At 61.4% G+C, this 21,539-nt stretch carries 14 protein-coding genes and 1 pseudogene; 5 read left to right on the top strand and 10 right to left on the bottom strand.

Annotation, left to right across the window (positions count from 1 at the left end; all coding sequences use genetic code 11):
- The 4 genes and pseudogenes from Q0288_RS12390 to Q0288_RS12375 all read left to right on the top strand — a co-directional run.
- Nucleotides 1-222 (top strand): annotated as a pseudogene (locus tag Q0288_RS12390) (branched-chain amino acid ABC transporter permease); the annotation flags it as partial.
- On the top strand, nucleotides 215-931 hold the full coding sequence (locus Q0288_RS12385) for an ABC transporter ATP-binding protein (RefSeq protein WP_299430863.1): 717 nt from the start codon (nucleotides 215-217) through the stop codon (nucleotides 929-931). The pseudogene Q0288_RS12390 and the gene Q0288_RS12385, both read left to right, overlap by 8 nt.
- Nucleotides 932-983: 52 nt before the next feature.
- Nucleotides 984-1,688, top strand: a complete 705-nt coding sequence (locus tag Q0288_RS12380; protein ID WP_299430861.1) for an ABC transporter ATP-binding protein — start codon at nucleotides 984-986, stop codon at nucleotides 1,686-1,688.
- 197 nt (nucleotides 1,689-1,885) lie between these two features.
- Entirely contained in the window at nucleotides 1,886-2,644 is a 759-nt protein-coding gene (locus Q0288_RS12375) for a 3-hydroxybutyrate dehydrogenase (RefSeq protein ID WP_299430859.1), read from the top strand.
- Between the two features lie 107 nt (nucleotides 2,645-2,751).
- Here the strand turns inward: Q0288_RS12375 and Q0288_RS12370 are convergent, their stop codons facing one another.
- The 10 genes from Q0288_RS12370 to Q0288_RS12325 form a co-directional block, all read right to left on the bottom strand.
- Nucleotides 2,752-2,952, bottom strand: coding sequence for a hypothetical protein (locus tag Q0288_RS12370; protein WP_299430857.1), 201 nt, complete (start codon nucleotides 2,950-2,952; stop codon nucleotides 2,752-2,754).
- Between the two features lie 356 nt (nucleotides 2,953-3,308).
- The gene (locus tag Q0288_RS12365) at nucleotides 3,309-5,399 is read right to left on the bottom strand and encodes a hypothetical protein (protein WP_299430855.1); all 2,091 of its coding nucleotides are present in this window, start codon (nucleotides 5,397-5,399) and stop codon (nucleotides 3,309-3,311) included.
- Nucleotides 5,400-5,417: 18 nt separating this feature from the next.
- Complete coding sequence (locus Q0288_RS12360) at nucleotides 5,418-6,233, bottom strand: hypothetical protein (RefSeq protein WP_299430854.1); 816 nt, start codon at nucleotides 6,231-6,233, stop codon at nucleotides 5,418-5,420.
- A gap of 15 nt (nucleotides 6,234-6,248) precedes the next feature.
- On the bottom strand, nucleotides 6,249-7,892 hold the full coding sequence (locus Q0288_RS12355) for an Ig-like domain-containing protein (RefSeq protein ID WP_299430852.1): 1,644 nt from the start codon (nucleotides 7,890-7,892) through the stop codon (nucleotides 6,249-6,251).
- Nucleotides 7,893-8,250: 358 nt separating this feature from the next.
- Nucleotides 8,251-9,714: a hypothetical protein gene (locus Q0288_RS12350; RefSeq protein WP_299430850.1), complete on the bottom strand. Its 1,464-nt coding sequence runs from the start codon at nucleotides 9,712-9,714 to the stop codon at nucleotides 8,251-8,253.
- 519 nt (nucleotides 9,715-10,233) lie between these two features.
- The gene (gene dnaG / locus Q0288_RS12345; RefSeq protein WP_299430848.1) at nucleotides 10,234-12,051 is read right to left on the bottom strand and encodes a DNA primase; all 1,818 of its coding nucleotides are present in this window, start codon (nucleotides 12,049-12,051) and stop codon (nucleotides 10,234-10,236) included.
- 321 nt (nucleotides 12,052-12,372) lie between these two features.
- The gene (locus Q0288_RS12340; protein WP_366914764.1) at nucleotides 12,373-15,522 is read right to left on the bottom strand and encodes an AAA family ATPase; all 3,150 of its coding nucleotides are present in this window, start codon (nucleotides 15,520-15,522) and stop codon (nucleotides 12,373-12,375) included.
- 473 nt (nucleotides 15,523-15,995) lie between these two features.
- Nucleotides 15,996-16,466, bottom strand: coding sequence for a hypothetical protein (locus Q0288_RS12335; protein ID WP_299430844.1), 471 nt, complete (start codon nucleotides 16,464-16,466; stop codon nucleotides 15,996-15,998).
- Between the two features lie 466 nt (nucleotides 16,467-16,932).
- On the bottom strand, nucleotides 16,933-19,509 hold the full coding sequence (locus Q0288_RS12330; RefSeq protein WP_299430842.1) for a BamA/TamA family outer membrane protein: 2,577 nt from the start codon (nucleotides 19,507-19,509) through the stop codon (nucleotides 16,933-16,935).
- 413 nt (nucleotides 19,510-19,922) lie between these two features.
- Nucleotides 19,923-20,582 (bottom strand): hypothetical protein, encoded by a 660-nt coding sequence (locus Q0288_RS12325; RefSeq protein WP_299430840.1) that lies wholly within the window; start codon nucleotides 20,580-20,582, stop codon nucleotides 19,923-19,925.
- Between the two features lie 305 nt (nucleotides 20,583-20,887).
- Between Q0288_RS12325 and Q0288_RS12320 the strand changes: the two genes are divergently transcribed.
- Nucleotides 20,888-21,409: a hypothetical protein gene (locus Q0288_RS12320; protein WP_299430838.1), complete on the top strand. Its 522-nt coding sequence runs from the start codon at nucleotides 20,888-20,890 to the stop codon at nucleotides 21,407-21,409.
- Nucleotides 21,410-21,539: the final 130 nt, after the last annotated feature.

Raw genomic sequence — 21,539 nt, 5'->3', positions numbered from 1 at the left:
GCCGTCGAAGCGCTGGTGATCCCGATTTTTGGGGGGCTTTATACCACCACTGGGCCGCTACTGGGAGGCCTGATCATCGTGAGCCTCGAGACCTGGCTGCGTCTGCGCATCGGCGAGGGCTATCTGGTGGTGTACGGGGTGATTCTGGTGCTGACCATCCTGTTTTTACCCAGGGGCTTAATGGGCCTGTTTGCCCGCCGAAAAGGAGCCCGCCATGCTTAAAGCCACGGGACTGACCAAGCGCTTTGGCGGGGTGGTAGCGGCCAGTGAGGTAAGCCTCGAGGTACATGGGGGCGAAATCCTGGCGGTGATTGGCCCCAACGGCGCGGGCAAAAGCACCCTGCTCAACCTGCTTTCGGGTCTAATTCGCCCGGATGCAGGGCGCATTGAGTTTCTGGGCCTCGACATCACCCGCACCGTTCCCGAGGTACGGGCCTGGAAGGGGCTGGGGCGGGCTTTCCAGATTGTGCAGCCCTTCCTCGAGATGACCGTGCGGGAAAACTTGATGGTAGGGGCCATTTATGGCAAGCCAGGCACCCCCCTGCGAACTGCCCAGAAAGTGGTCGAGCAGGTCATCGAGTTGACCGGCCTTAGCAGCAAAGCCGACACCGAGGCGGGGGAGCTGACGCTGCTGGAGGATAAGCGCCTCGAGCTGGCCCGGGCCCTGTGCACCCGGCCCAAACTGCTGCTTCTGGACGAGGTAATGGCTGGTCTGCGCCCAGCCGAGGCCATGGAAGCGGTGGAGCTGGTTAAGCGAACCAGGGCCAGCGGGGTGACGGTGCTGTTTATCGAACACCTGATGCCGGTGGTGCGGGCCCTCGCCGATCGGGTGGTGGTGATGGACTACGGTCAGGTGATTGCCGAGGGACGCTACGACGAGGTGGCGGCAAATGCCCAGGTGCGCGAAGCCTATCTCGGGAGGAGTGCTTGATAAGGGTCGAGCATAGAGGGCGGAAGGAAATTCTCACCGACTGGAGGAGTCCATGAAGCTCAGCGTCTCCGACCTCACGGCTGGCTACGGCAAAGCGCAGGTGTTGTTTGGGCTGGGCCTCGAGGTGGCCGAGGGGGAGTTGGTCGCTCTTCTGGGCGCCAACGGGGCTGGTAAGACCACCACCCTGCGCACCGTTTCTGGGCTACTCAAACCCTGGACGGGCCGAGTTGCTCTGGATGGGCAGAGCCTGCTGGGAGTTTCCGCGGCCAGGCGTGCCCAGATGGGCCTGGGCCACGTACCCGAAGGGCGCCAGTTGTTCCCGCTGATGAGCGTCGAAGAAAATCTGTTGCTGGGAGCTGCATTCCTGGCATGGTCGAGCAAGACCAGCGAACTCCAACGAATCTATGCCCTATTCCCTCGCCTGGCCGAGCGCAGGTTGCAGATGGCCGGTACGCTTTCCGGCGGGGAGCAGCAGATGCTGGCGATCGGCAGGGCCCTCATGGGCAAGCCCCGCATCCTGATGGTAGACGAGCCAAGCCTGGGGCTTTCACCCAAACTGGCCGAGGAAGTGCTCTCCACCCTCGCGCAGGTTAAGGCCGAAGGCATGGGCGTGCTGCTCGTCGAGCAAAATGTAGCCCTGAGCCTGGAAGTGGCCGACCGGGGTTATGTGGTGGAGCATGGCAGGGTGGTGTTGAGCGGGAGTGCTAAAGAGTTATCCAGCGACCAGGGTGTGCAAAAAGCCTATCTTGCGCTGTAAGCAGCACGCAGGATAGCACAATTTTGGCTAAAATAAACGGCTAACAGCAATGGACTTCTGTCCTCCAGATGCTTGACAGCAGTCATGGCTTGGTTGGCACTGTACTGAGCAAGAACCTCAGTGAGCAGAAATTGATAAGCCTTCGAAAATCGGTGCTCGAGATGTTTTTTGTCCTTTCGCCTCGGTAAGATAGACCCATGCAACTCCACGGTAAAACCGCCCTCATCACCGGTGCTGGAAGCGGCATTGGCAAAGCCATCGCAGAAGTATTTGCCAGAGAAGGGGCCAGAGTGATCCTGAATGACCTCTCCCCCCTGGCGGGCGAGGTTGCCAGAGCAGTCGGAGGCGTCTTTCTCCAGGCTGACCTTTCCAGCCAGAGTTCGGTGCAGGAGCTGGCCCGAAGTGCACTTGCCAAGGGCCCCGTTGACATCCTGGTCAACAACGCGGGTCTCCAGCGCATCCATCCAGTAGATGAATACCCCGAAGAAACCTGGAACATGATGCTTCAGGTGCTCCTCACCGCTCCTTTCCAGCTCATCAAGTACACCTTGCCCAGTATGAAAGCCCGGAAATGGGGACGCATCCTCAACATTTCTTCGCTACACGGCCTGGTGGCCAGTCCCTACAAATCGGCCTACATCTCGGCCAAACATGGGCTGATGGGCCTGACCAAAACGGTGGCGCTGGAAGTGGCGGAGCATGGCATTACCTGCAACGCCATCTGTCCGGCCTATGTCAAGACCGGCATCGTCGAAGCCCAGATTGCCGATCAGGCCCGCACACTGCAGATCACCGAAGCCGAGGTGATCGAGAAAGTGATGCTGGCTCCGGCGGCCATCAAACGCTTGATTGAGCCAGCGGAAGTGGCAGAGTACGCGCTTTTTTTGGCCTCAAACCAGGCCGCAGCCATTACCGGCTCGGCGCAGGTGATGGATCTGGGCTGGACTGCGCGGTAAACAAGGCGGATTCAAGTAATGTCCCGGGGGTGTACAAAGCCCGAAACCGCAACGACGAGGCGGTGCGCACCCCTCAGAGACTCTCTGAAAAGCCTCGAGGCGACCCATCACCTGGCAGTAGGCCGAATCATAGCCGTGTAGATCAAGGTTTCCGAGGTTTCGTAAAGAAACTCGTAGTCGAGGTTGGGCCCGCGGTAGAAGCTGAGCCAAGCAAAGATACGCTCCACTACCCACCGCCTGTGGATGACCAGGAAACTCCAGTGTCCTCGAGTCTTCTTGAGTAGTTCCTCAGCCAAGTCGTTGGGCATCGGTGATGTTGGTGGGCAACACCTTGCCCTGGAGTCCCGGCCCCTCAGGTTCTACCAACAGGGGTCGCTTGCGACCCTTGATCTGCTTGCCCCGTCCCTAGCCCCTGATCCCCCCATTTCGCGGGTATGCCACTCTGGCTGTTCGAACTCCCCGCACGGGGTTGGGCCTTGCGCCCCGCCTTGACCCACATTTTCTCTCGCAATGTGCTGTGCAAGCGCCGCAAGAAACCACTTAAACGCCAAAGCTTGAACTAGTGACACACCGTTTTCCAGTGGGGCAAATCGCTGGGCATCCTGCGCCTGGCGCAGCAAAAGCCGCACGACCAGATCCCAAATCCTCGTTACGGGTTCCCTCCTCAGCAAATGCGGTTGACCTTGATGACGATGAAGTCGAAGCCCTCGTTGTTCTGTGGGTCACGCGCTTTCAGCCGCAGCCGCAGGGTGTCGCTCACCTCGCAGCCCCCGCCGACGTTGTAGGGGATCGAGTCGCTGGGCTTCCAGTTGCCGCTGGCGTCGGGGGTGACGGGGTAGAGGTTGGAGCCGGTGCCGGTGGAGGGATTGTAGCCGGTGAGCACGTCCCAGGCAAGGGTTACGGCCCCACCCTCGGGGTCGGCGGCGGTTCCGGCGAGCTGGATCACCTGATCCGGCCCGATGGCGATGCCGTTCAAGGGCTTGCTGATGTTCACCACCGGGGGCAGGTTGCTGGGCGGGTCAATCACGGTGATGTTGACCGAGACGCTGGCGCTGCCGCCGTGCGAGTCGGTGCCGGTTAGCGTCAGGGTGCGCGGCCCGTTGGAGGGGAAGCTCAGGGTCACGTCGCAGCCGTTGCGGGGGAAGCCGTCCCCGGCCACGCTGCTGATCCAGGAGAGACCCGAGCAGGGGAGCTGAAAGCCCGCCTCGTTGGGGTCGTAGCTCACCCCGCGCAGGGTGTGGTTGATCCCGCGGAAAAACTGCTGCCCGCCGAAGGGGGCGCTAATCGCCACGGTGGGCGGGGTGTTGACCACGTTCAGTTCCAGCGTTGCTGTTCCCGCCTTACCTTTGGAGTCGGTGGCGGTGGCGGTGATGGTGCGCTTGCCCAGGGTGGTGAAGGTGTGTGCCACCTCGGGCTGTACGCCGCTGCCGCTGCCCAGGTTGCCACCGGTGCCGTCGGAGGTGTTGCTCGACTTGAAGGAGACGGTGCAGCAGTTCGCCCCCTCCTCGGGGTCGAGCACCTCCACCCGCAGGGTGCAGCACGGGCCGATGTCGCCGCTGCCCCCACTGAGGAATTTCACCTGCGGGGCTGAGTTGCCGGAGCGGGCGATCTCGACGCTGTCGTCCCAGAGGTCGGTCTGGTAGTGCTTGGAGAAGCCCAGTACTTCGATTTTGATGCCCACGTTGCCCTGGATGCCCGCGTTTATCTTCAGAATGGGGTCGCGGGGGAACTTGAGGTCGATATGGACGAAGGGGGCAAACTCCAGGGTCGGCCCCACCACCCCGTAGAAAAGCAGCTCGCCGCGCAGGGCGGCCACGGCCTTGATTTCCGCCACCCCGGCCAGCGGGAAGGATACCTCCGCCGGCCCGGCTTTGAAGCTGTAGTCTAGCTCGCTGATGTTCTTCCAACTGCCGTCGTATTTGGCCCCGGCCACCGCGGTGAGGTTCCCGCTGACCTGGTAGTCGATGCGGGTGGTGACCGACCCGTCGGTGCGCAGCTCGATGACTACCTGGGGGACGATGACCACCGGCACCGGCCCGATAAAGAAGGTGAGGGCCTTGAACCGGAAGGTGGCCAGCGAGACCTTGTTCTTGAGGTTGAACCCGGCCTTGCCCGCGATCTTGATCAGGCTGGTCTGCTTGATCCCGATCTGGCCCAGGAAGTCCAGGTCGTTGTCGTAGACGCACATAAAGCCGCAGTTGAGGTCTAAGTCCACCTTAATGACCGGCTTGAACTTCAGCTCGCCGGTGATGGCGAGGGGCTCGAGGTTGCCCTCGCCCAGCTTCACCTGAATCGCTAGCTTGATCTCCCCGTCGTCCTGGCCTGGCGGGTTGCTCAGCAACGATACCCCCTGGGTATGGAAGGTGGCAGACGCCAGGTCGCTCAGGCTTAATTCTTGCTCGACCCGCAGGCTCCCTTTTTGCAGTGCGTCGCCGATCCGGGCCTGCTCCGTGCGCACCAGGGTCTTGCCGCCGGAGGCCTCCACCCCCGTCACCTTGCGCAAGAGCCCCTCGGGGGCCCTGGCGGTGGGCTCGCTCACCAGCACGTCGCCGGTCTTGAAGGGGGCGGCGCCGGGGAACACCAGGGTGCCGTCGGACTGGAAGTCCTCGAGGGCATTCCGCGTAGCCTGGTCGAGCACCCGGGTCTCCGGGCGCACCACCGGCTGACGGGGGCCTGGGGCCTGGGTGCAGGCCACCAGCAGGAGCAGCGCCAGGGCCGGCAGGGCTGGATACCAAAACCTCTTTACCGTGTTCACTGCTGACCTCCTTTCCCACTAGCAGATGCGGGTGACCTTGATGACGATGAAGTCGAAGCCCTCGTTGTTCTGTGGGTCACGCGCTTTCAGCCGCAGCCGCAGGGTGTCGCTCACCTCGCAGGAGGTGTAATTGATGCTGTCGGAGGGTTTCCAGTCGCCGTTCGGGGCGGGCGTGACCGGCAGGGTCTGGAACCCGGTGCCCATGGAGGGGTTGTAGCCGGTGGTGACGTCCCAGGAGAGCGTGACAGCCCCGCCTTCGGGGTCGGTAGCGGTTCCGTTCAGCTTGACCACCGTGTCCGGCCCGATGCTGATGCCGTTCTGGGGGCTGGTGAGGTTGACCACCGGCGGCAAATTGCTGGGCGGATCAATCACCGTGACGCTGACGGTGGCGCTGGCGCTGCCGCCGTGCGAGTCGGTCCCGGTGAGGGTAAGCGTGCGCGATCCGTTGCTGGCAAAGCTGGCCGCCACGTCGCAGCCGGTTTTGGGGAAGGCGTCGCCCGCCACGTTGCTGATCCAGCGCATGCTGCCGCAGGCGAGCTGGAAGTTGGGTTCGTTGGGGTCGTAGCTGACCCCGCGCAGGGTGTAGTTGACCCCGCGGAAAAACTGTTGCCCGCCAAAGGGGGCGTTGATGGCCACGGTGGGGGCAGTGTTGACCACGTTAACGGTGCGGCTGGTGGTGGAGCTGGCCCCGCCGCTGTCGGTGGCGGTGACGGTGATGGTGCGGGGGCCGAGGGTGGTGTCTTCACTTACCGTGGGCGGGGGCAGTTGCTGAGGTTGCGACCCCTGGCAGGCTGTCAGGGCCGCAATAAGAATGACCGTGAACAGTGTGCGCATGGCTCTCTCCTGGGCCTATCGGCCGATGACCGGCTGGGTGGTGAACGAACCGCTCACCTCGGCGGGCAAACGCAGGCGGATCTCGCGACTCCCGCTGCCGAGTTCCATCGCCCCGGTGCCGAGCTTCCAGGTGACGGTGACCCCATTGCCGTAGGGAAAACTGGGGGTGTAGGTCATCTGGGTACCCTCGGGGTTCCAGGTGAAGGTGCCGGGTTTGAGGGTGGTGCCCACCCTGACCTCGAAGGCCGTCTGGGTGCTGGGCTGCTCCATCGGCTCGGAGAAATTGACCACGATGGGCGCGGTTGGAGATATGCCAATCGGCGACCCGAAGCGGCCGCTGGGGCTGAAACTCAGCACACGGGGGTTGAAGTTGGGGGTCGTAAAACTGAACTGGTACGGAGCCGCCAGGGGATTGCCCGCACTGTCCCTGGCCCCGGTACCCAGGGGGATGGTGTAGGTGGAAAGCTGCCGCAACGCCCCGCTGCAGCCGGCGGTGTTGCCGGTCCAGACCCAGCTACAGGCGATGGCGGGTTGGCTGAGGAAGGCGGCCTGCACCGACTGCTGGTCCATGGCCTCGCTGAAGGTCAGCCCGATAAAACCGTTGCCAGTGGTGGGGGTGCTATGGATGTTACGCGAGACCACGCTGGGCGGGGTGGTGTCGGGGGTGGCCCGCAGCGAAAAGGCCACCCGGTTCGGCCCGGAGAGGGGGTTGCCGCCTTTATCCCTGGCCGAGACCACCAGCACGTGGGTTCTACCGCTTTGCAGTTGATCCGTGGGGGTGAACTGGGCCACCGTGTCGCCCTCGCTCCAGACGGGGGGGCCGAAGTTCACGGGGGCGGGTGTAGTGCAGGTCGCGCTGGTCGGGGGGTCGGTACCCACGCACATCCCGATCTCCACCGAGTCCTTGTCCATGGGCTCGGAGAAGGTGAAGCGTAGCGCCGGGACCAGCATCAAATCCTGGGCCTCGTTGGCGGGTTCGGAGGAGGTCAGGGCGGGGGCCACCATGTCCCTGGGGGAGACGGTGCCGGTGGCGGATCTGGCCGAGCGGTTGCCGCTGGCGTCCTGCGCGTCCACCGCGTAAAAGTAGGTCTTGCCGTTCTCGAGGCCCGTTACCTTGGCCAGCACGGCGGGTTTCTCGACGAACAGGGTGGGAACCAGCGCGTCGGCGGCGGTGCCCACGTATACGGTGTACCCGGCCAGGTCGGGCTCGAGGTTGGGGTTCCAGTCCACGAAGAACTCGCCGTCACCCGCGGTGGCCTTGACCCCCGTGGGGGGGGCGGGCGGGGTGTTGTCGGGCGGGGGCACGGTCTGGAAGGTGATGGTCTTGGTGCCGGAGAGGGCGTTGCCGGCCAGATCCTTGCCATCTACCGTCACGGTGTAGCTGATGCCTGCTGCAAGGGGCGGGGGGTCGAAGGCCACCGTGTTGGGGGTGTTCCACACCGGCGCGCCCAGGCTGAGGGCGGGGAACACGTTTACCGTCACCGAGCCCTGGCTCATGGGTTCGGAAAAGGTGACGGCCAGGTTGGTGGAGAGGGCGATATCGGTGGCCCCGCTGGCGGGGACGCTACTGGCGATGGTGGGCGGAGTGGTGTCGATCCCACCCTGGCAGGCCGCCAGGGCCAGGAGCAGCAAGGGGATTGTTAACTTTTTGGGTTTCATACACTGATCTCCTCGAAGAACACTGCGGGGGGAGTTATGTCTAGCGGGGTCATGGATTCCTCCGGGGTATGGAGGCTCAGTTGCCGGGAAATTCCTGTGAGCCAGATCAATCGCTCGCCTTCTCGGTTCGGGATGTAACCCACCGGGTCAGCACGATGCGCTCGAGGGTGCAGCCTTCAATGGCTCGTCGAAGTCGGGCACATCAACTTAAAGGGACAACCTACCCCAACCGGGCTCGGCCACAGACACAGCACGTCCACCACACTCCCCTCCACCTCCAGGCCCATGGTGGTGATCGGGGCGTTATGACTGCGTTATACAGAGCCAGTAGCGTTACAGGAGACTACAAAAAATAAAGTTATTCGGCATACGAAAACCCTCGAGCGTAGCGGTCGCGCACCTCCCGCCACAGCGCAGCGTCCTCGGCGCTGTGGGCGAGGCGCTGGATGGCTGCCCATACCACCCGCCCACGCACCACGGTGGGCTGTCCAAACTGCTGCAAGAACAGGTTCAGGCGGTGCCGGTTGGTGCGCAGTGCACCAGGAGTCATGCCTTCAGTGTCGCCCTCAAGCAGCTTCACCAGCGCCGAGGTGTTGGCGTGGGTGACGCCGGCGATACTCAGGCCGGCAGGATTGACCAGCAAGAGCTGGCTCTGAGCCGACTCGTGCAGCGCAACACAGGGTTTGGGCAGCGTCAGCAGCAGCGTCGTGGCGTGTGGCATCCCTCGAGGGATCAGGCGCAAGATGAGCGACTGCGGGCTGATGCGCCCGATTAACAAGGCTTGCGTCTCCTGGATCAAGGGCTCGAGGTCGTACTCGGCCATCGCCTCAGGGGACAGCAGGCACAACTCGACCAGGCCCATACCGCGAACCAACCGGAGATCCCACTCGCAGCGCGGCACGAAAGCCGCCTGGAAGTACTCGAGCGCTGCCGCATACTCGCCCTGGCTCAACCTGGCCCAACCGAAGGCGATGTTCCACTCGGCATAGGGTCGGGGGTGAAAGCTGGGATCCGGCGGTGGGCCGCTCAGGATGAACGCTGCGTCCAGGCCCACCAGCCCCTTGATGGCGTGCAGGCGGCCCTGGTAACGAGGCTCTAGCTTTCCCCAGTCGCTCTCATCGTCGAGGCGGTTGAGCACCAGCATCAACTCCACAAAGTGCTGACCATTGAGTGGCCTGGGCACCTCGAGGGTAAAGCGCATGGCCTTGTCGTACAGACCCTGCCGCGACAGCAACCGCACCAGTGCCATATAGGCCATCACCCGCGACTCCTGCGAGGGCGCAGTGTCGGCCTGGAGCCGCAGCATCTGCTCATAGTGGGAGAGGTCGAGCCCGGTCTCGTCCAGTGCAGTGCGGCATTCCTCCGCATGGAGTTCGCAAACCAGCGCGAGCGAAGACATCCGGAGTGTCCGAGCCTGATCCGCCGCCTGCCGCACCAGTTTCCAGGCCTCGCGGTACTGGCAGAGATGAAACCGGGCCTTAGACTGCTCGAGCCAGGCCCTGGCCTGGGCCTCCAGGAGGAGGGGTACGGGCAGGCCCTCGAGTTTTTGCGGGGCGGCCTCGAGCACTCGAGCGAAGTGGTGCTGCTCCACCCAGATCGCCATCTGCACAGCTTGAAGCAACGGATACGGTTCCGCTCCGTCTAGAAGTTTCTGCGCCTCGTCCAGTCGCCCGAGCATCAACAGCACATAGGCCCGTCGTGCTTCTCGCAGCGGCAAGGCAGGCAGGGCCTGTAACGATGCCAGCAGGCCCAGGCTGGGCTCGGCACTCAGCGCGTCCCACTGGTGCGGCAAAGAAAGGCGCTCGAGGGTAATGGTACTCATGGGAGCCAGGTGTCGCCACAGTGAAAAGTACGATCAGGGGTCGGTATACCGGTGGGCATTACACCCTGGGAGGAGCCAGGCAACTCGCTTCGGCTTGCAGTTTTAACGCACTGTGGCGCAGCGTAGCACCATCTTATCGTGGCTTTCGTTGTTTTTGTTGCAACTCCCAGTGGCAAAAAAAAGATTCCCTGCCATGCACAGCACTTTTGTCCAGGGAACGATCACATACCGGATTCAAAAAGATCATCCTCGAACCAGGAAACCCCGAGGCTATCTTTTTGAATCCGGGAGCAGACCCCTCCCTGGTGGTCGGCGAAAAAAGCGTCTCCCTTCGGTCGGGCTTCGAATCTGGTCTCATTCTTTCCAAAACTGAACGCCCAAGAGGATCCGTATCTGTAAAGACCAACGGCCCCACGAGCTACGGGTTTGCAAAGATTTGCGGCTCGCGCTCACGTCTTGGGTGCGCTCTGCCCAGCAGGGGGAGGGGCTGGCTCAAGCTAGACAGAAAGTGGCTCTGAATCAGCGCTTGTACACCCGTCGTTCGGCCTCGATGGCCTGCAGCACTTCCTGGATGTCTTTGGTCAGGGCCCGCACCTCGTCCAGGTCGCTGGTGGATTTGAGCTGGGTTTTGAGCTTATCCAGGCGCATCTCGTAGTAGACCTCGCGCACCCGGGCCATGGCGATGGCCAGGTGGGTCTCGAGGCTCATGCGCTCAAAACTGGGGCTTTTCATCAGCACATCAATCAGCCGAGCCCCCTCCCCCCGCTGCTCGAAATGTTTGAGGATGCGGTTTTTGCCCTGCTCGGAGCGGGCCGCTTGCATGAAGTCGGCCAGCAGGCTGCCCTCGGGGGGCCAGGTATGGTCTTCGACATACAGCGACCACTGCACAAACTCTTCCTCGGGCACCGAGTACAAAAGGGCAATCACATCCAGCTCGCGCAGCAGGCGCTTTTCGGTCAGGTCGGGGCGACCCAGCCCGATGCTGGCGGGCATATCCGGCCGGAGCGGGCCTCGTGGGGGCTCCTGGCTGCCGGACGCACGGGCGCCTGCCCGTCCGGAAGTGGATCGCCCCTGGGCCAGATAGTCTTCCAGCGCTCGAGGTGAAAGCTCCAGCGCCCCAATCACCTTGGCCTTGAGCTTCTCCACCACCCGGTCAAAGGGCTCGCCCGAGATCAGGCGGGGTTTGAGGGCCTCGAGGACTCTTTGTTTGTGCTCCGGGCGGCGCAGATCCAGCCCACGGGAGGCCACCTCAAAGCGGTACTCCACTTCGGGCAGCGCAGCCATCAGGGCAGCCTGGAAACGGTCTTTGCCATCCGGCACCAGCAATAGATCGCCGGGGTCTTTGCCCCCCTCGAGCAAGACTGCATAGACCAGAAAGCTACGGGCAATGTCCAGGTTCAGGCTTTGCAGGGTGGCTTTGCGCCCGGCCTCGTCGGCATCGAAGGAGAGATGGAGTTCGGCCGCACTGGCCCGCTTCAGCAGGTGGGCTTGCTCGGTAGAAAGCGATGAACCCAGCACCGCCACCGCCTCAGCAAAGCCCATCTGGTGCAAAGCAATCACATCAAAAAGTCCCTCCACCACCACCGCCCGTTGCCGCTCGCGGATGGTCTGACGGGCCTGGGGAAAGCCATAGAGCAGCAGGCTTTTCTTGAACAGGGCCGTCTCGGGAGAGTTGAGGTACTTCGGCTGGTGGTCTTTGGCCAGGGCACGGGCGGTAAAGGCCACGGTGCGGCCCAGGGGGTCGAGAAGGGGAAAAGTCACCCGGTGGCGAAAGCGGTCAAAAAAGCGTCCCTCGCGCTCCATCAGCACGCCCGCCTCCAGTCCTTCCTGTGGGCTGACCCCGTGGCTGTGAAGGTATCGGCTCAGGCCCTCCCAGTTTCCTGGGGCATAGCCCAGGCCAAACTGCTCGATGGATTCGGGGTTCAGGCCGCGTTCTTGCAAGTATTGCAGCGCCTCGCCACCGAGGTTGTCCCGGAAATAGGTCTGGGTGAGCTCGAGGACTTGCAGGGTCTCTTTGCGTGCAGAACCCCGGCCCTTGTACTGCGGCAGCTCCACGCCGGTCTCCTGGGCCAGGCGCTCGAGGGCCTCCCGAAACTCGATGCCCTCGATCTTTTGCAGAAACGCGAAGATATCACCGCCATTTTTGCAGCCAAAACAGTAGCACAGCCCTTTGGCTTCGTTAACCTGAAACGAGGGGGTTTTTTCCTGGTGAAAGGGGCACAACCCCTTCCAGGTGCCCTTGCCGCTGGGTTTGAGGGCCACATAGCGCCCCACCAGCTCCTGAATGGGCATGCGGGAGCGAATCAGTTCGATGGCCTGGGCGCTTTGGGCATCCATAAAAAGGGGGCAAAATCAGGCTTTCATTCTATAGCGATTTTGCTGAAGACTGGCCAAAGCTTAAGGCAGCGGCCTACCTACCACGCGATACGGGTTCCTCCCCGCTTTGCCTATAGCCAGTTGCAAGGCCCTAGTCCGGCAGCTCAGGACAAATGGCAGTCCGGTCGCGATTTGAGCCACTGCTCCAGCGGCCAAAAAATGCCCGGTGCAACTTTTTGTCCAGGGAACGGCCACCTGCGTTCTGAAAACCGCTCTGGCTGCTTTGATAACTACCTCCGGGTTCCGTACATCGGTGCGCCGGCAACCGCCCCAACCCTAAGCTCACTCCGGCTGCTCGGAGCGCAGTTCCAGGGTGGGTAAAGGCGTGTGGGAAAACCACCTCGCCCAGATGCCCAGGATGCCGTGTCCTCGGAAATGGTGGGCGGATAGGCTGGGTTTTTCACCCTGAACGGTTGCCAGCAAAAGGGCTTTCCAGAGCTGAGCCAGCGGGGTTTTAGCCTCGAGCTCCAACAGGCCGGTGGGTTCGCGGCCCTCGGCCAGAAAAAGCTGTGCGCGCAGAAGGCGAGAATAACCGTGTTGCACTTCAAAACCGCGACCCGCCGACTGGCTTAGCAGATAATGCGAGAGAGCCAGGGCTTTTTTGGGGTTTTGGGTCTGTTGGGCCAGCCCAAGGGCCGTCAGCGCATAAAAATAGAAGCTTGGACTCTGGCTACGCCGCGCCAGAAGCACGGCCTTGCGTAGATGGGTGACCCCGTTTTGATCCTGATACCACTTACGGAGCCCCAGAGCAAGCTCGCAGATGGCCCCCACTTCGGGGTTATCAATGCCTTCCAGACCACGAACCAGGCGTTGCAACATGAGCCCGTTCTGTCGTCCAGGGGCCAGGGCATAGGCCAGTGCCAGGTGTGCCAGGAGGCTGGGAGAAGGGGCCTGGGCCACAGCCAGTTCGCCGAAGTAGAGCGCGTCGTCGAGGTGGCCCGACTCGATCAGGAAGCGCAGGCGAACCCGGCTCACCTGTTCGATAACCCACGGGGGCGCGCCGTCGAGCAACAGCAGGCTCTCTTCCAGCAAGGTGGCTGCTACTTTTAATTGGCCGAAATCCAGTCGCAAAGCGGCCAGGCTGCTGTTGTATAGACTGCTAAACCAGGCGGGCAGTACATCCCCCGGCGGCTGGCCCAGGGCTTTCAAGGCATCGCCCAGCCTGAACTGCCGCCATAAGGCTTCGGATAATATCTGCCGGGCTTCAAAACCTTCAGCCGGGCTACCCGCATGGTCGTTGAGGTACCTCTCGCTCTCAACCTGGGCCCGTTCGACCTGCCCGGATCGCAGCCAGCCCCGCGCACGCACCAGCAAGGCCGATCCCTCGAGGTTGGCGGGCAGCCTTTCCAGGAACACCTGAGCCTCTCCGATCGGTACGGTACGGGCCAGGGCCAGGGCTAGACGCGGCTCGACAATTTCTTCAGGCCTGGGACGATCCCCAGTCGGGACCAACTGCGCCCATGCGCCCACAGGATGCTCGAGCAGGTCGGCCAGACCCAGGGCCAGGCTGGACTCGAGGCGAATCGCCCAGACCCGCTGGCGTAGCGAAACCGGCAATTCCTGGGTTTCCAGCGGGAGGCTGGCCAGCTCGAGGGCTTCCGAGTAGCGGCCCAGGGCCAGGTGGGCCTGAGCGGCCTCGAGCGCAGCCTGCCAGCGCACGCTGCCTTCGGCCAGACGCAGGGCCTCGAGGTAGCCCAGAAGGGCCCCCGAGTAGCGCTCCTCGTTCCAGGCTTGTTGCGCCACCACCCGCCACATCCGGTAGGCGGATGCGGTATCGCCCGCAGCCTCGAGGTGGGTAGCGGCTTCGGCCAGCCGACCCTGGCGCTGATACCAGCGGGCGGCCTGCTGGTGCCAGTTCTGTGCCTGCTGCCCCCCCACCTGGCCCAGGGTTGCTTCGCGCAACCAGGGAATGGCAAAGCGCAACTGCCCGTGTTCATCGGCCTCGAGGAAACCCTCCCCTACCAGGCGGGTCAGGTCGGCTTCCTCCCCTACCAGATGCCGAACCAGCTCGGGCGGAGCCGTGGAGCCCAGCACAGCAGCCGCTTGCAGGGCTACCCGGGCCAGCCGGGGCAGACTATCCAGCCGGGGCTGGTAAAGTGGGATGGGTTCCGGCTCGCCGCTGGGGGTCAGGCTCAGGGCCTGCACTGCCAGCGGATAACCCCCACTGGCCTCCGCCAGATGCAGGCTGGTAGCGGGGCCAAGATCGGGGCGAGACCGCAAAATCAGGCGCTGGGTATCCTCGAGCGACAGGGGCTCCAGCGGGAGAGGCACCAGATCATCCTCCGCTTCCCAGCGGTTTTGGCGGGCCACCAGCAGCAGGATCACCCCCGGCGGAGCGGGCCGCCGGGTGAACTCGAGCACGGTCGGGTCGGCATTGTGCAAATCTTCCAGTACCACCACGATGGGGCTATCCTGAGCAATCCGCGCCAGCAGTGACCACCAGGTCTGTATCAGCAGGCTATCCAGCTCGTTGGTGGGCAGGCCAGGGTGCTCCTCTATCCCGATACTGAAATCCAGAATGGTACGCAGGTGCTCGGGCAGCTCGAGCTGTCTTAGCCGTGAAAGCCCGTCAATCAGTAGTTTTTGCAGTCCCTGGCGCAAGGCATAGCGAAGGGCCACACCGGTAGTTAGACGCGGCGCGACCACCCCTCGAACGCCCTCGGGAAGGGTTTCGATAAAGTGCTGCGCCAGGTGCGATTTGCCTACCCCCATCGGCCCATACATCACCACCCGCCGCCCGGCTCCTGCGCGCACGACCTCGAGGGTTTGCCGTAAGATTTGTACCTCTCGGTCACGCCCCAGCGCATCCGGTGGATCGGAGCGCAATCCCAGATAGCGAAAGGGAACCAGTGGTTCCGCATAGCCCTTGAGTGGCTGCGGGGGGAGGGCTTCGGTCTGTGCGCCCGGAATCAGACGCATGGTGGTAGCGTCACACCAGACCTCGCCGGGCGGTGCTGCCTGCGATAAGCGCTGGGAAAGATTGACGGCTGGCCCCAGCACGGTCTGATCCCCCGCCAAGCCCCCGCCCAGGGGTGTCCGCAAAACCAGCCCACTGGCCACCCCCACCCGCCCCGGCAGGGTACTCGAGGCCACCATGGCCTGCGCAGCTTCCAGCGCCGAGCGCGCATCGGATTCCTGGCTGCGTGGAACCCCAAACACTGCCAGAAAGCCATCGCCAAAAAACTTGTCTATATGCCCGCCGTACAGCCGCACATGATTGGCAGCGGTTTCCAGCGCAGTATTGGCAGCCTTCCAGGTATCCTCCAGGGGATGGGCCAGCGCGTACTCGGTAAAGCGGGAGAGGTCGAAAAACACCGCGCTCACCCAGCGCCGTTCTTGTACAAAAGTGCCCCCTGGCAACAAGGTATTACCACAGCGTGCACAGCTCTCTTCACCGGCAACGTTGGTATGGCCACAACGCGGACAAATCATAGGCTAAAACCGCCACCGCAAATGTTTCACGAACTAAAGCGTCTGTAAAAGTATACGTCGCCGAACCAGCCCCTTTTGTTCAATCAGAGCATTTGTTGTCCAACAGGTCTTAGTATAGCTGTTGCCAACAGGATTTCACAATCTATCGAGACTACCAGGCTTATCAACAATTCCGCTGGCTCCTCCTGGTGGAGGAGGGAACGGACGGACAGACCCGCCAGGTGGGGGCCGTTTCCAGGACAATACCCCTTCGGATCATACCGGATTCAAAAAGATCATCCTCCAACCCGGGAACCCAGAGGCTCTCTTTTTGAATCCTGGAGCAGACCCCTCCCTGATGGTCGGCGGAAAAAGCGTCTCCCTTCGGTCGGGTTCCGAATCTGGTATCACACCCCCTCCCGGCTTCTCGGGTCAGGAGTGATGAACCTCAGAAACCACTATCTCAAACGCACGGTAGCTTATTCTTTCATGCCTTAGCGTGAACTTGAATCGGGGCGAAACACCATGAGGGGGGGCAGGAGTCGTACCGTGACCCAACTTCCCGCACCGGGAAGGTTTTGGGCGGCCAGCACCAGTCGCAACGGAGTTTCACCGCCCGATCCCTCCAGCTGCAATACAAAAAAACTGGCGTCCAGCACAGATTCCACCTGTCCCGTCATCCGATACTGCCCACCCTTGAGATGCTGTACGGCACTGGTGTTTTGGGCCGTTTCCCAGTGCTCCACCTGACCGTGCAAAATCAGCGGTGTTTCACTGCCCGAGAGCGGCGCCAGGGTACGGTCAAAAGCAAAGAGCGGGCCCAGCGGGGTGAGCACCTCGAGCAAAGGGCTTCCCAGGGGCTCAGGGCTCACCGGCCAGGTCTGGGCGTACTGCGAAAAGCGCTCCCAGAAATATTCCGGGCTTTCCTCGAGCACCCTGCGGTTTAGACGAGTCGCCGCATCCATAGCAATCCATGATATAGCCGAAGGTGGCAATGTCCTAGCGCTGCACGAACTCAGATACCCATTTCCATCGATAAAACCGGGTGCAAAAGGGCTTGTATTTAATCTCGAGCAAAAGCTGGACGTGATCTGCCTGTGTTGCAACAGGAGAACGACCTCTACTGGCCCGCTTACAAGACGGTAAGCCGAGGCTGGACAGGCCAACCAGGAGGGGGTGAATTCTGCACAGAGGGCTTTCTTTGATTTATGCAGGAAGCCTACCGTATAAATATCGCCCGTATAGCCAGCCCCTCCTTACGCCTTGCCTGGCGCAGGGAGGGATCGCTTATGTATCTGGCAAGTAGGCTCTGAGGCCACCGGGGATGGTTACACAAATCGTGTGGGGTTCTCCAAATTCCGAGCACATGCCCAGGGGGTCATTTCTTGATGGATGGTGTATTTATGGTAAAGCTTAGTGATTAAAGGGCTGCTAGAATCCAAGTCCCAGCCGCAACGCGAAACGCCCCGTAGGATTGCGCTGGCTAAAGCCATAGTCCAGTCGGATCGGCGGCAGGATCGCTCCCAGCAGATCGAGGTTGACCTGCATGCCCACCCCTGCTCCCAGGAAGAAGGAATCGAGCCCTGCGGGGGCCGGCCAGATACGCCCAAAGTCGGTAAAAACAAAGCCATAGATATTGGTTCCGCCGGCAGGGCTCAAGCCAAAATCGTAGCCGTACTCGAGGGTGCCATTAAGCACGGTGGTTCCCTTATCGAGAAAGCGGGGGTCGTAACCGCGCAGGGTAGTGATATCGGTGCTATTGCCACCCAGACTGAACTTCTGGCTGTCCTGAGCCGTACCCAGAATGGTCCCAAAAGAAAGTCGCAGGCCAATAGCCTGGCGCGCAGCCTGATCAATCTGGAAGTAGTTTCTACCCGTCACCACCACCGGCACGTACTGGGTCACATCGCCTCCCCTGGGGAAGGTAATGCCGTAGCCGGTACTAAGGTTGACCGCAAAGCCCTGCGTGGGGAAAGTGGGATTATTCAAGGTGGTATAAGTAGCCCCCAGATTCAGGGTAATGGCCTGAAACTCACGAACATTCTGGTCAAATCTGTTCTGGGCATCCTGGAGCAAGGCATTGCTGCAAGCGGTATCCTCGGCCACTGGAGGGCTGGCTTTGTTACCAGAGTCCGGAACCCTGACCAGGCATCGAGGACGGTTTGCATCGTTTACCTCCAGCGAGGGGACATTCCATTCCCACCCCAGGCCTGCCGAAAGCCGCAGGTTGGGGAAGTCGCGGTTCAGGGGGCGAGAAATAGAAAAGTTGATGCCCGTCTTGCGTTCGGTGTACTGCCAGATCGAGGTTCTGTCCTTGTCGTCAATCACCCCGTCCCCGTTCAGGTCTGGGGTTACTCCGTTGAATAACTGTTCCAGCGGGTAGTTGATGTTGGCCTGCGGCTGGCTATATACGCTCACGCCAAACGAGGTGCGCACCTCCTGGAAGTCGGCAAAATCCGTGTATATCCAGGGAATTCGGTATGAAGCACTAAAGGTTAGAAACTGACCTGCATCGTTGGGGTTGATACCCAGCGTCACGTTGTACTGGTGGGCCAGTCCCCACAGGTTGGTGTCACTGATGCCGATATTGCCCTCCCAGCCGGTCAGGCTGCTCCAGGAGACCCCTGGAATGAAGCTACCGGTTTGGGCCTCCCGGAAGCTCAGCACAACAATCACGTCTTCTGGCTTTTCGCCTTGTTGGGGTCGTACACCCGGTGGCTCGCGCAGCAGTCCGGTACGCAGGATATTGGTGATGCCCTGACGCAAGGAACTCACCGAAAACAAGCTGCCAACCGGGGGCATTTCGCGCAAAAACACGCTGGGATCGGTGCGGGTTAGAGCAGGTTCTATGCGGTAACCCGCAATGCGCAATTCGCGTAGACGCTGAACATAGACCCCTTCGCGGAAGGTGATGTCTGGCTGGCCCACCAGGTCGAAACCTGCGTCGCGGTATTCCCGCAGGACTCGAGCGAAATCTTCGTTGGCCAGCGCGGGGTTGAATTCATCTCCAGGCTTAAGGCGAAGCCGGGTCAGCAGTTTTTCGGTTGGAATTGCCGTATTGCCCTCGATGCGAACCTCGCGGATAGCTCCAAAGCGTTGTTCTCCGGCCTGAAAGACCAGGCGCACCCCATCCTGGCCAACCCGCTCTGGCCGGAAGTCAATCACCCGGCTGATGGTGCGGGACAAGACGTTAACCCCGTCCAGAATTCGATCTACGTTGAACGGATCCCCCACCCGGAGGCCCAGCGAACTAATATCCACGCCTCGAGCGTTGATCTCGGCAATCTTGAGCTCACTAAAAGCCACCCGGAGTACTCCCTCTATCAGACTGGTTCGGGTCAGATCCACCCCACTGCCCCGGAAACCTGCTGCGGCGTATATATCGGCAGTACGACCTACAGCGTCACGGAAGCGATCAAAGGAGAACCGTCCGTCCTCCACCACCGGCTGGAAGAGGGGCTCGAGGCGCTCTACAGGCACGTAAGTTGCCGCTCCAACCTCTACGGATCTGAGTTCAGGATTCTCTTCGACAATGAAGTTGAGTTCCACCCCACCTGGCAGATCTTTGGCTTCAGGGGTCACTTTGGGTTCGAACGGGAAGCCCTCATTGCGGTAAATTCGGGCCAGGGCCTGGGCGGCCTCGGTCGCCTTCTTGGCATTGAACACCGAGCCTACCCCAATGGCCTGCTCGGTTTCCAGGTAACGCAGCACATTGGCCTCAGGAAAGGCTTTGGAAGTCACAGTAACCCGGGCGATGGCCGGGTTGGTCGTGACTTCAACCACCAGCCTGTTGCCATCCAGGCGCACCCTGGCATCACGAAAATAGCCAGTACCCAGAACTGCCGCCCGGGCCTGCTCCAGATCGCCGGGTTCATCGCCAACACCAAAAGGAAGTGAGATGCGTACCAGGGCCGCCAGCACGGTATCGGTACCTAACACCTCCACCTCCTCGATGGGGGCCGCTAAAGCCACACCCAACAACACCACGAGGGACAACAATCGCTTCATGCTGCCAACCATATGCGAAGCGCGTGAAGCATGAGTGAGAGCAGATTTTACCAAACGCCCAGAGGCTGGAGGTAAGGTTGGGAATCCATTCGGGTCAAAGGACATACCGCCCTAGCTTATACCAGGAACCGTGCGGGAGTGGCGTGCTCGAGGCCACTTCCCGCCGCTTCTGGGTCAATTCTATGGGGAACTGGTGTTTCCACCGAATGAATCCCCAAAAACGCAGTCTGGGCAACGCAACAGGTCTGCACAGAAACCACCAGGTGCGCCCACCATAACCATGCACGGCTTCGGTTCAGCATAATCCGAGTTTGGAACATACGGCGGTGTGGCGTCATCAGGGCAACCTCCACACTCGCAGCCTCGCGGGACTCTGAGCTGGAGAAACCCCAGTAAGGCAACGGACTCGCAGCCTATTTGCCCATATGCGACCATAGCCAGTAACCGGTCAGGGCCATGCATAGCAGCAAAAACCCGATCGGCGGCAAAAAGGAGAAATTGCGGCTCGGTACCCTGGAAGTGTTTGCCAAGGTGGGTTTATGAGCTTTGAAAGCCCGTTTGATTGCGCTGGCATCGGCCTCGTTGAAGAGAGGCTTGCCCGAACGCCAGTCCTTGGCGGTCTTCCAGTCGTCGCGGGCATGGGCGGGTACATCGGGGATGGTTTGCGCGGGGGGTAGTGAGACAGCGGGGGGCGCTTCAGAGCGCTGGTCAATTTGCAGGTCTAGGGAGTCGGCCAGGCTTTGCAGCTCGAGGTTGTGCGGGGCCAGCCGCAGGGCATATGCGAGGACATACTGGGCTTGGTCAAGTTCGCCCAATTCCACTTGCGCTTTGAGGTGCAGCAAGAGCAGTGGTAGACTGTCGGGATCCTCAACCAGACCCTCTTTAGCACTGCTGGCCGCCTGTTTGTAATCCCCTAGCAGCAAGAAAGCCTCGGCCCTGACCCGCCAGTAGTCCGGCCAGCCCAGATCCATCCAGGAAACCCGATCCAGTACCCGTAGGGCCAACAAGGGCTCCCCATTGGCCAGATGTTGCAGGGCACGTTCAATTCCGGTAGCGGCATCCAGTTGGGTCATGATCAGCAGTCAAATCCTCTCCCTACGCCCACCCTAACAAGGGCAGGAGGGAAGTCCGGTGATTTCTAAACGCTGGGAAGCAGGGCCAGTTAACGGGGCGGGTTATGGAAACAATTGTTCCGAATCCCTCGCTGCTGAAAATCTCTCCGCACTGGGGGTCAGCCTCTGGCCTGTTTCATGGTTGCCACGGCCCAACCCTGGTATTAATAAGGGTGCTGCACTCACAAAAACGCCTATCCATCCCTGGGTATGCCGGTTTGGCAGTCCCACCCGGGCGCCGTTTACTCTCCTGCTACTATGACCGCATGAATCCCTCCGCGCTTACCTTCGACTTTGATGGCTGGAAACTCAACGGGGTTGCAATTGGTGAGGATGTTTCCAGACTGGCTTTTCTGGGGGAGGAAGTTCCTACCGAGCGATCCCGGCCAGTCTGGTTTGAAGAGCTGGTCAACCGTTTTACAAGGCGCAAAGCGCGCTACCTGGAAGACAGCATCCTCGAGTACGCCCCCTATGGTCTCGCCATCGAATTTCAGGAGAATATCATCCTGGGCTACATGTTTTTTCTCAAACACAGCACTCTCAGTGGCTACGAAGCCTACCGGGGTGCGTTCGTCAATGGCCGGCAACCACTCAGCCTTACCCCCCATACCACCCGCGCCGACCTCATCGAGCTCTTTGGCGAGCCCACCCCGCAGCAGGGCGAAGAACGCGATCCAGACCATCCCTGGCTGACGTATATACAGGGGGAATGGGACTTGACCTTTTCTCTTGATGACGACGGGCAGCTCGAGACCATTGAAGCCTTCTGGTATAGAGAACTGCCATGAGCAAACACCGGCTGGTTATACAACCCGCACCCCATATACCCGAACCCGCGCCCGCACCCGGCAAATGGTTGAAGGCCTTGCCCAGGCCCATCTGGACTATCTCCCCACTGGCTTTTCCAACCGCATTTCG

Origin of the sequence: uncultured Meiothermus sp. (assembly GCF_937863175.1) — a bacterium.
Taxonomy (GTDB): Bacteria; Deinococcota; Deinococci; order Deinococcales; family Thermaceae; genus Meiothermus.
This window is presented reverse-complemented; position numbering and strand designations above follow the sequence as displayed.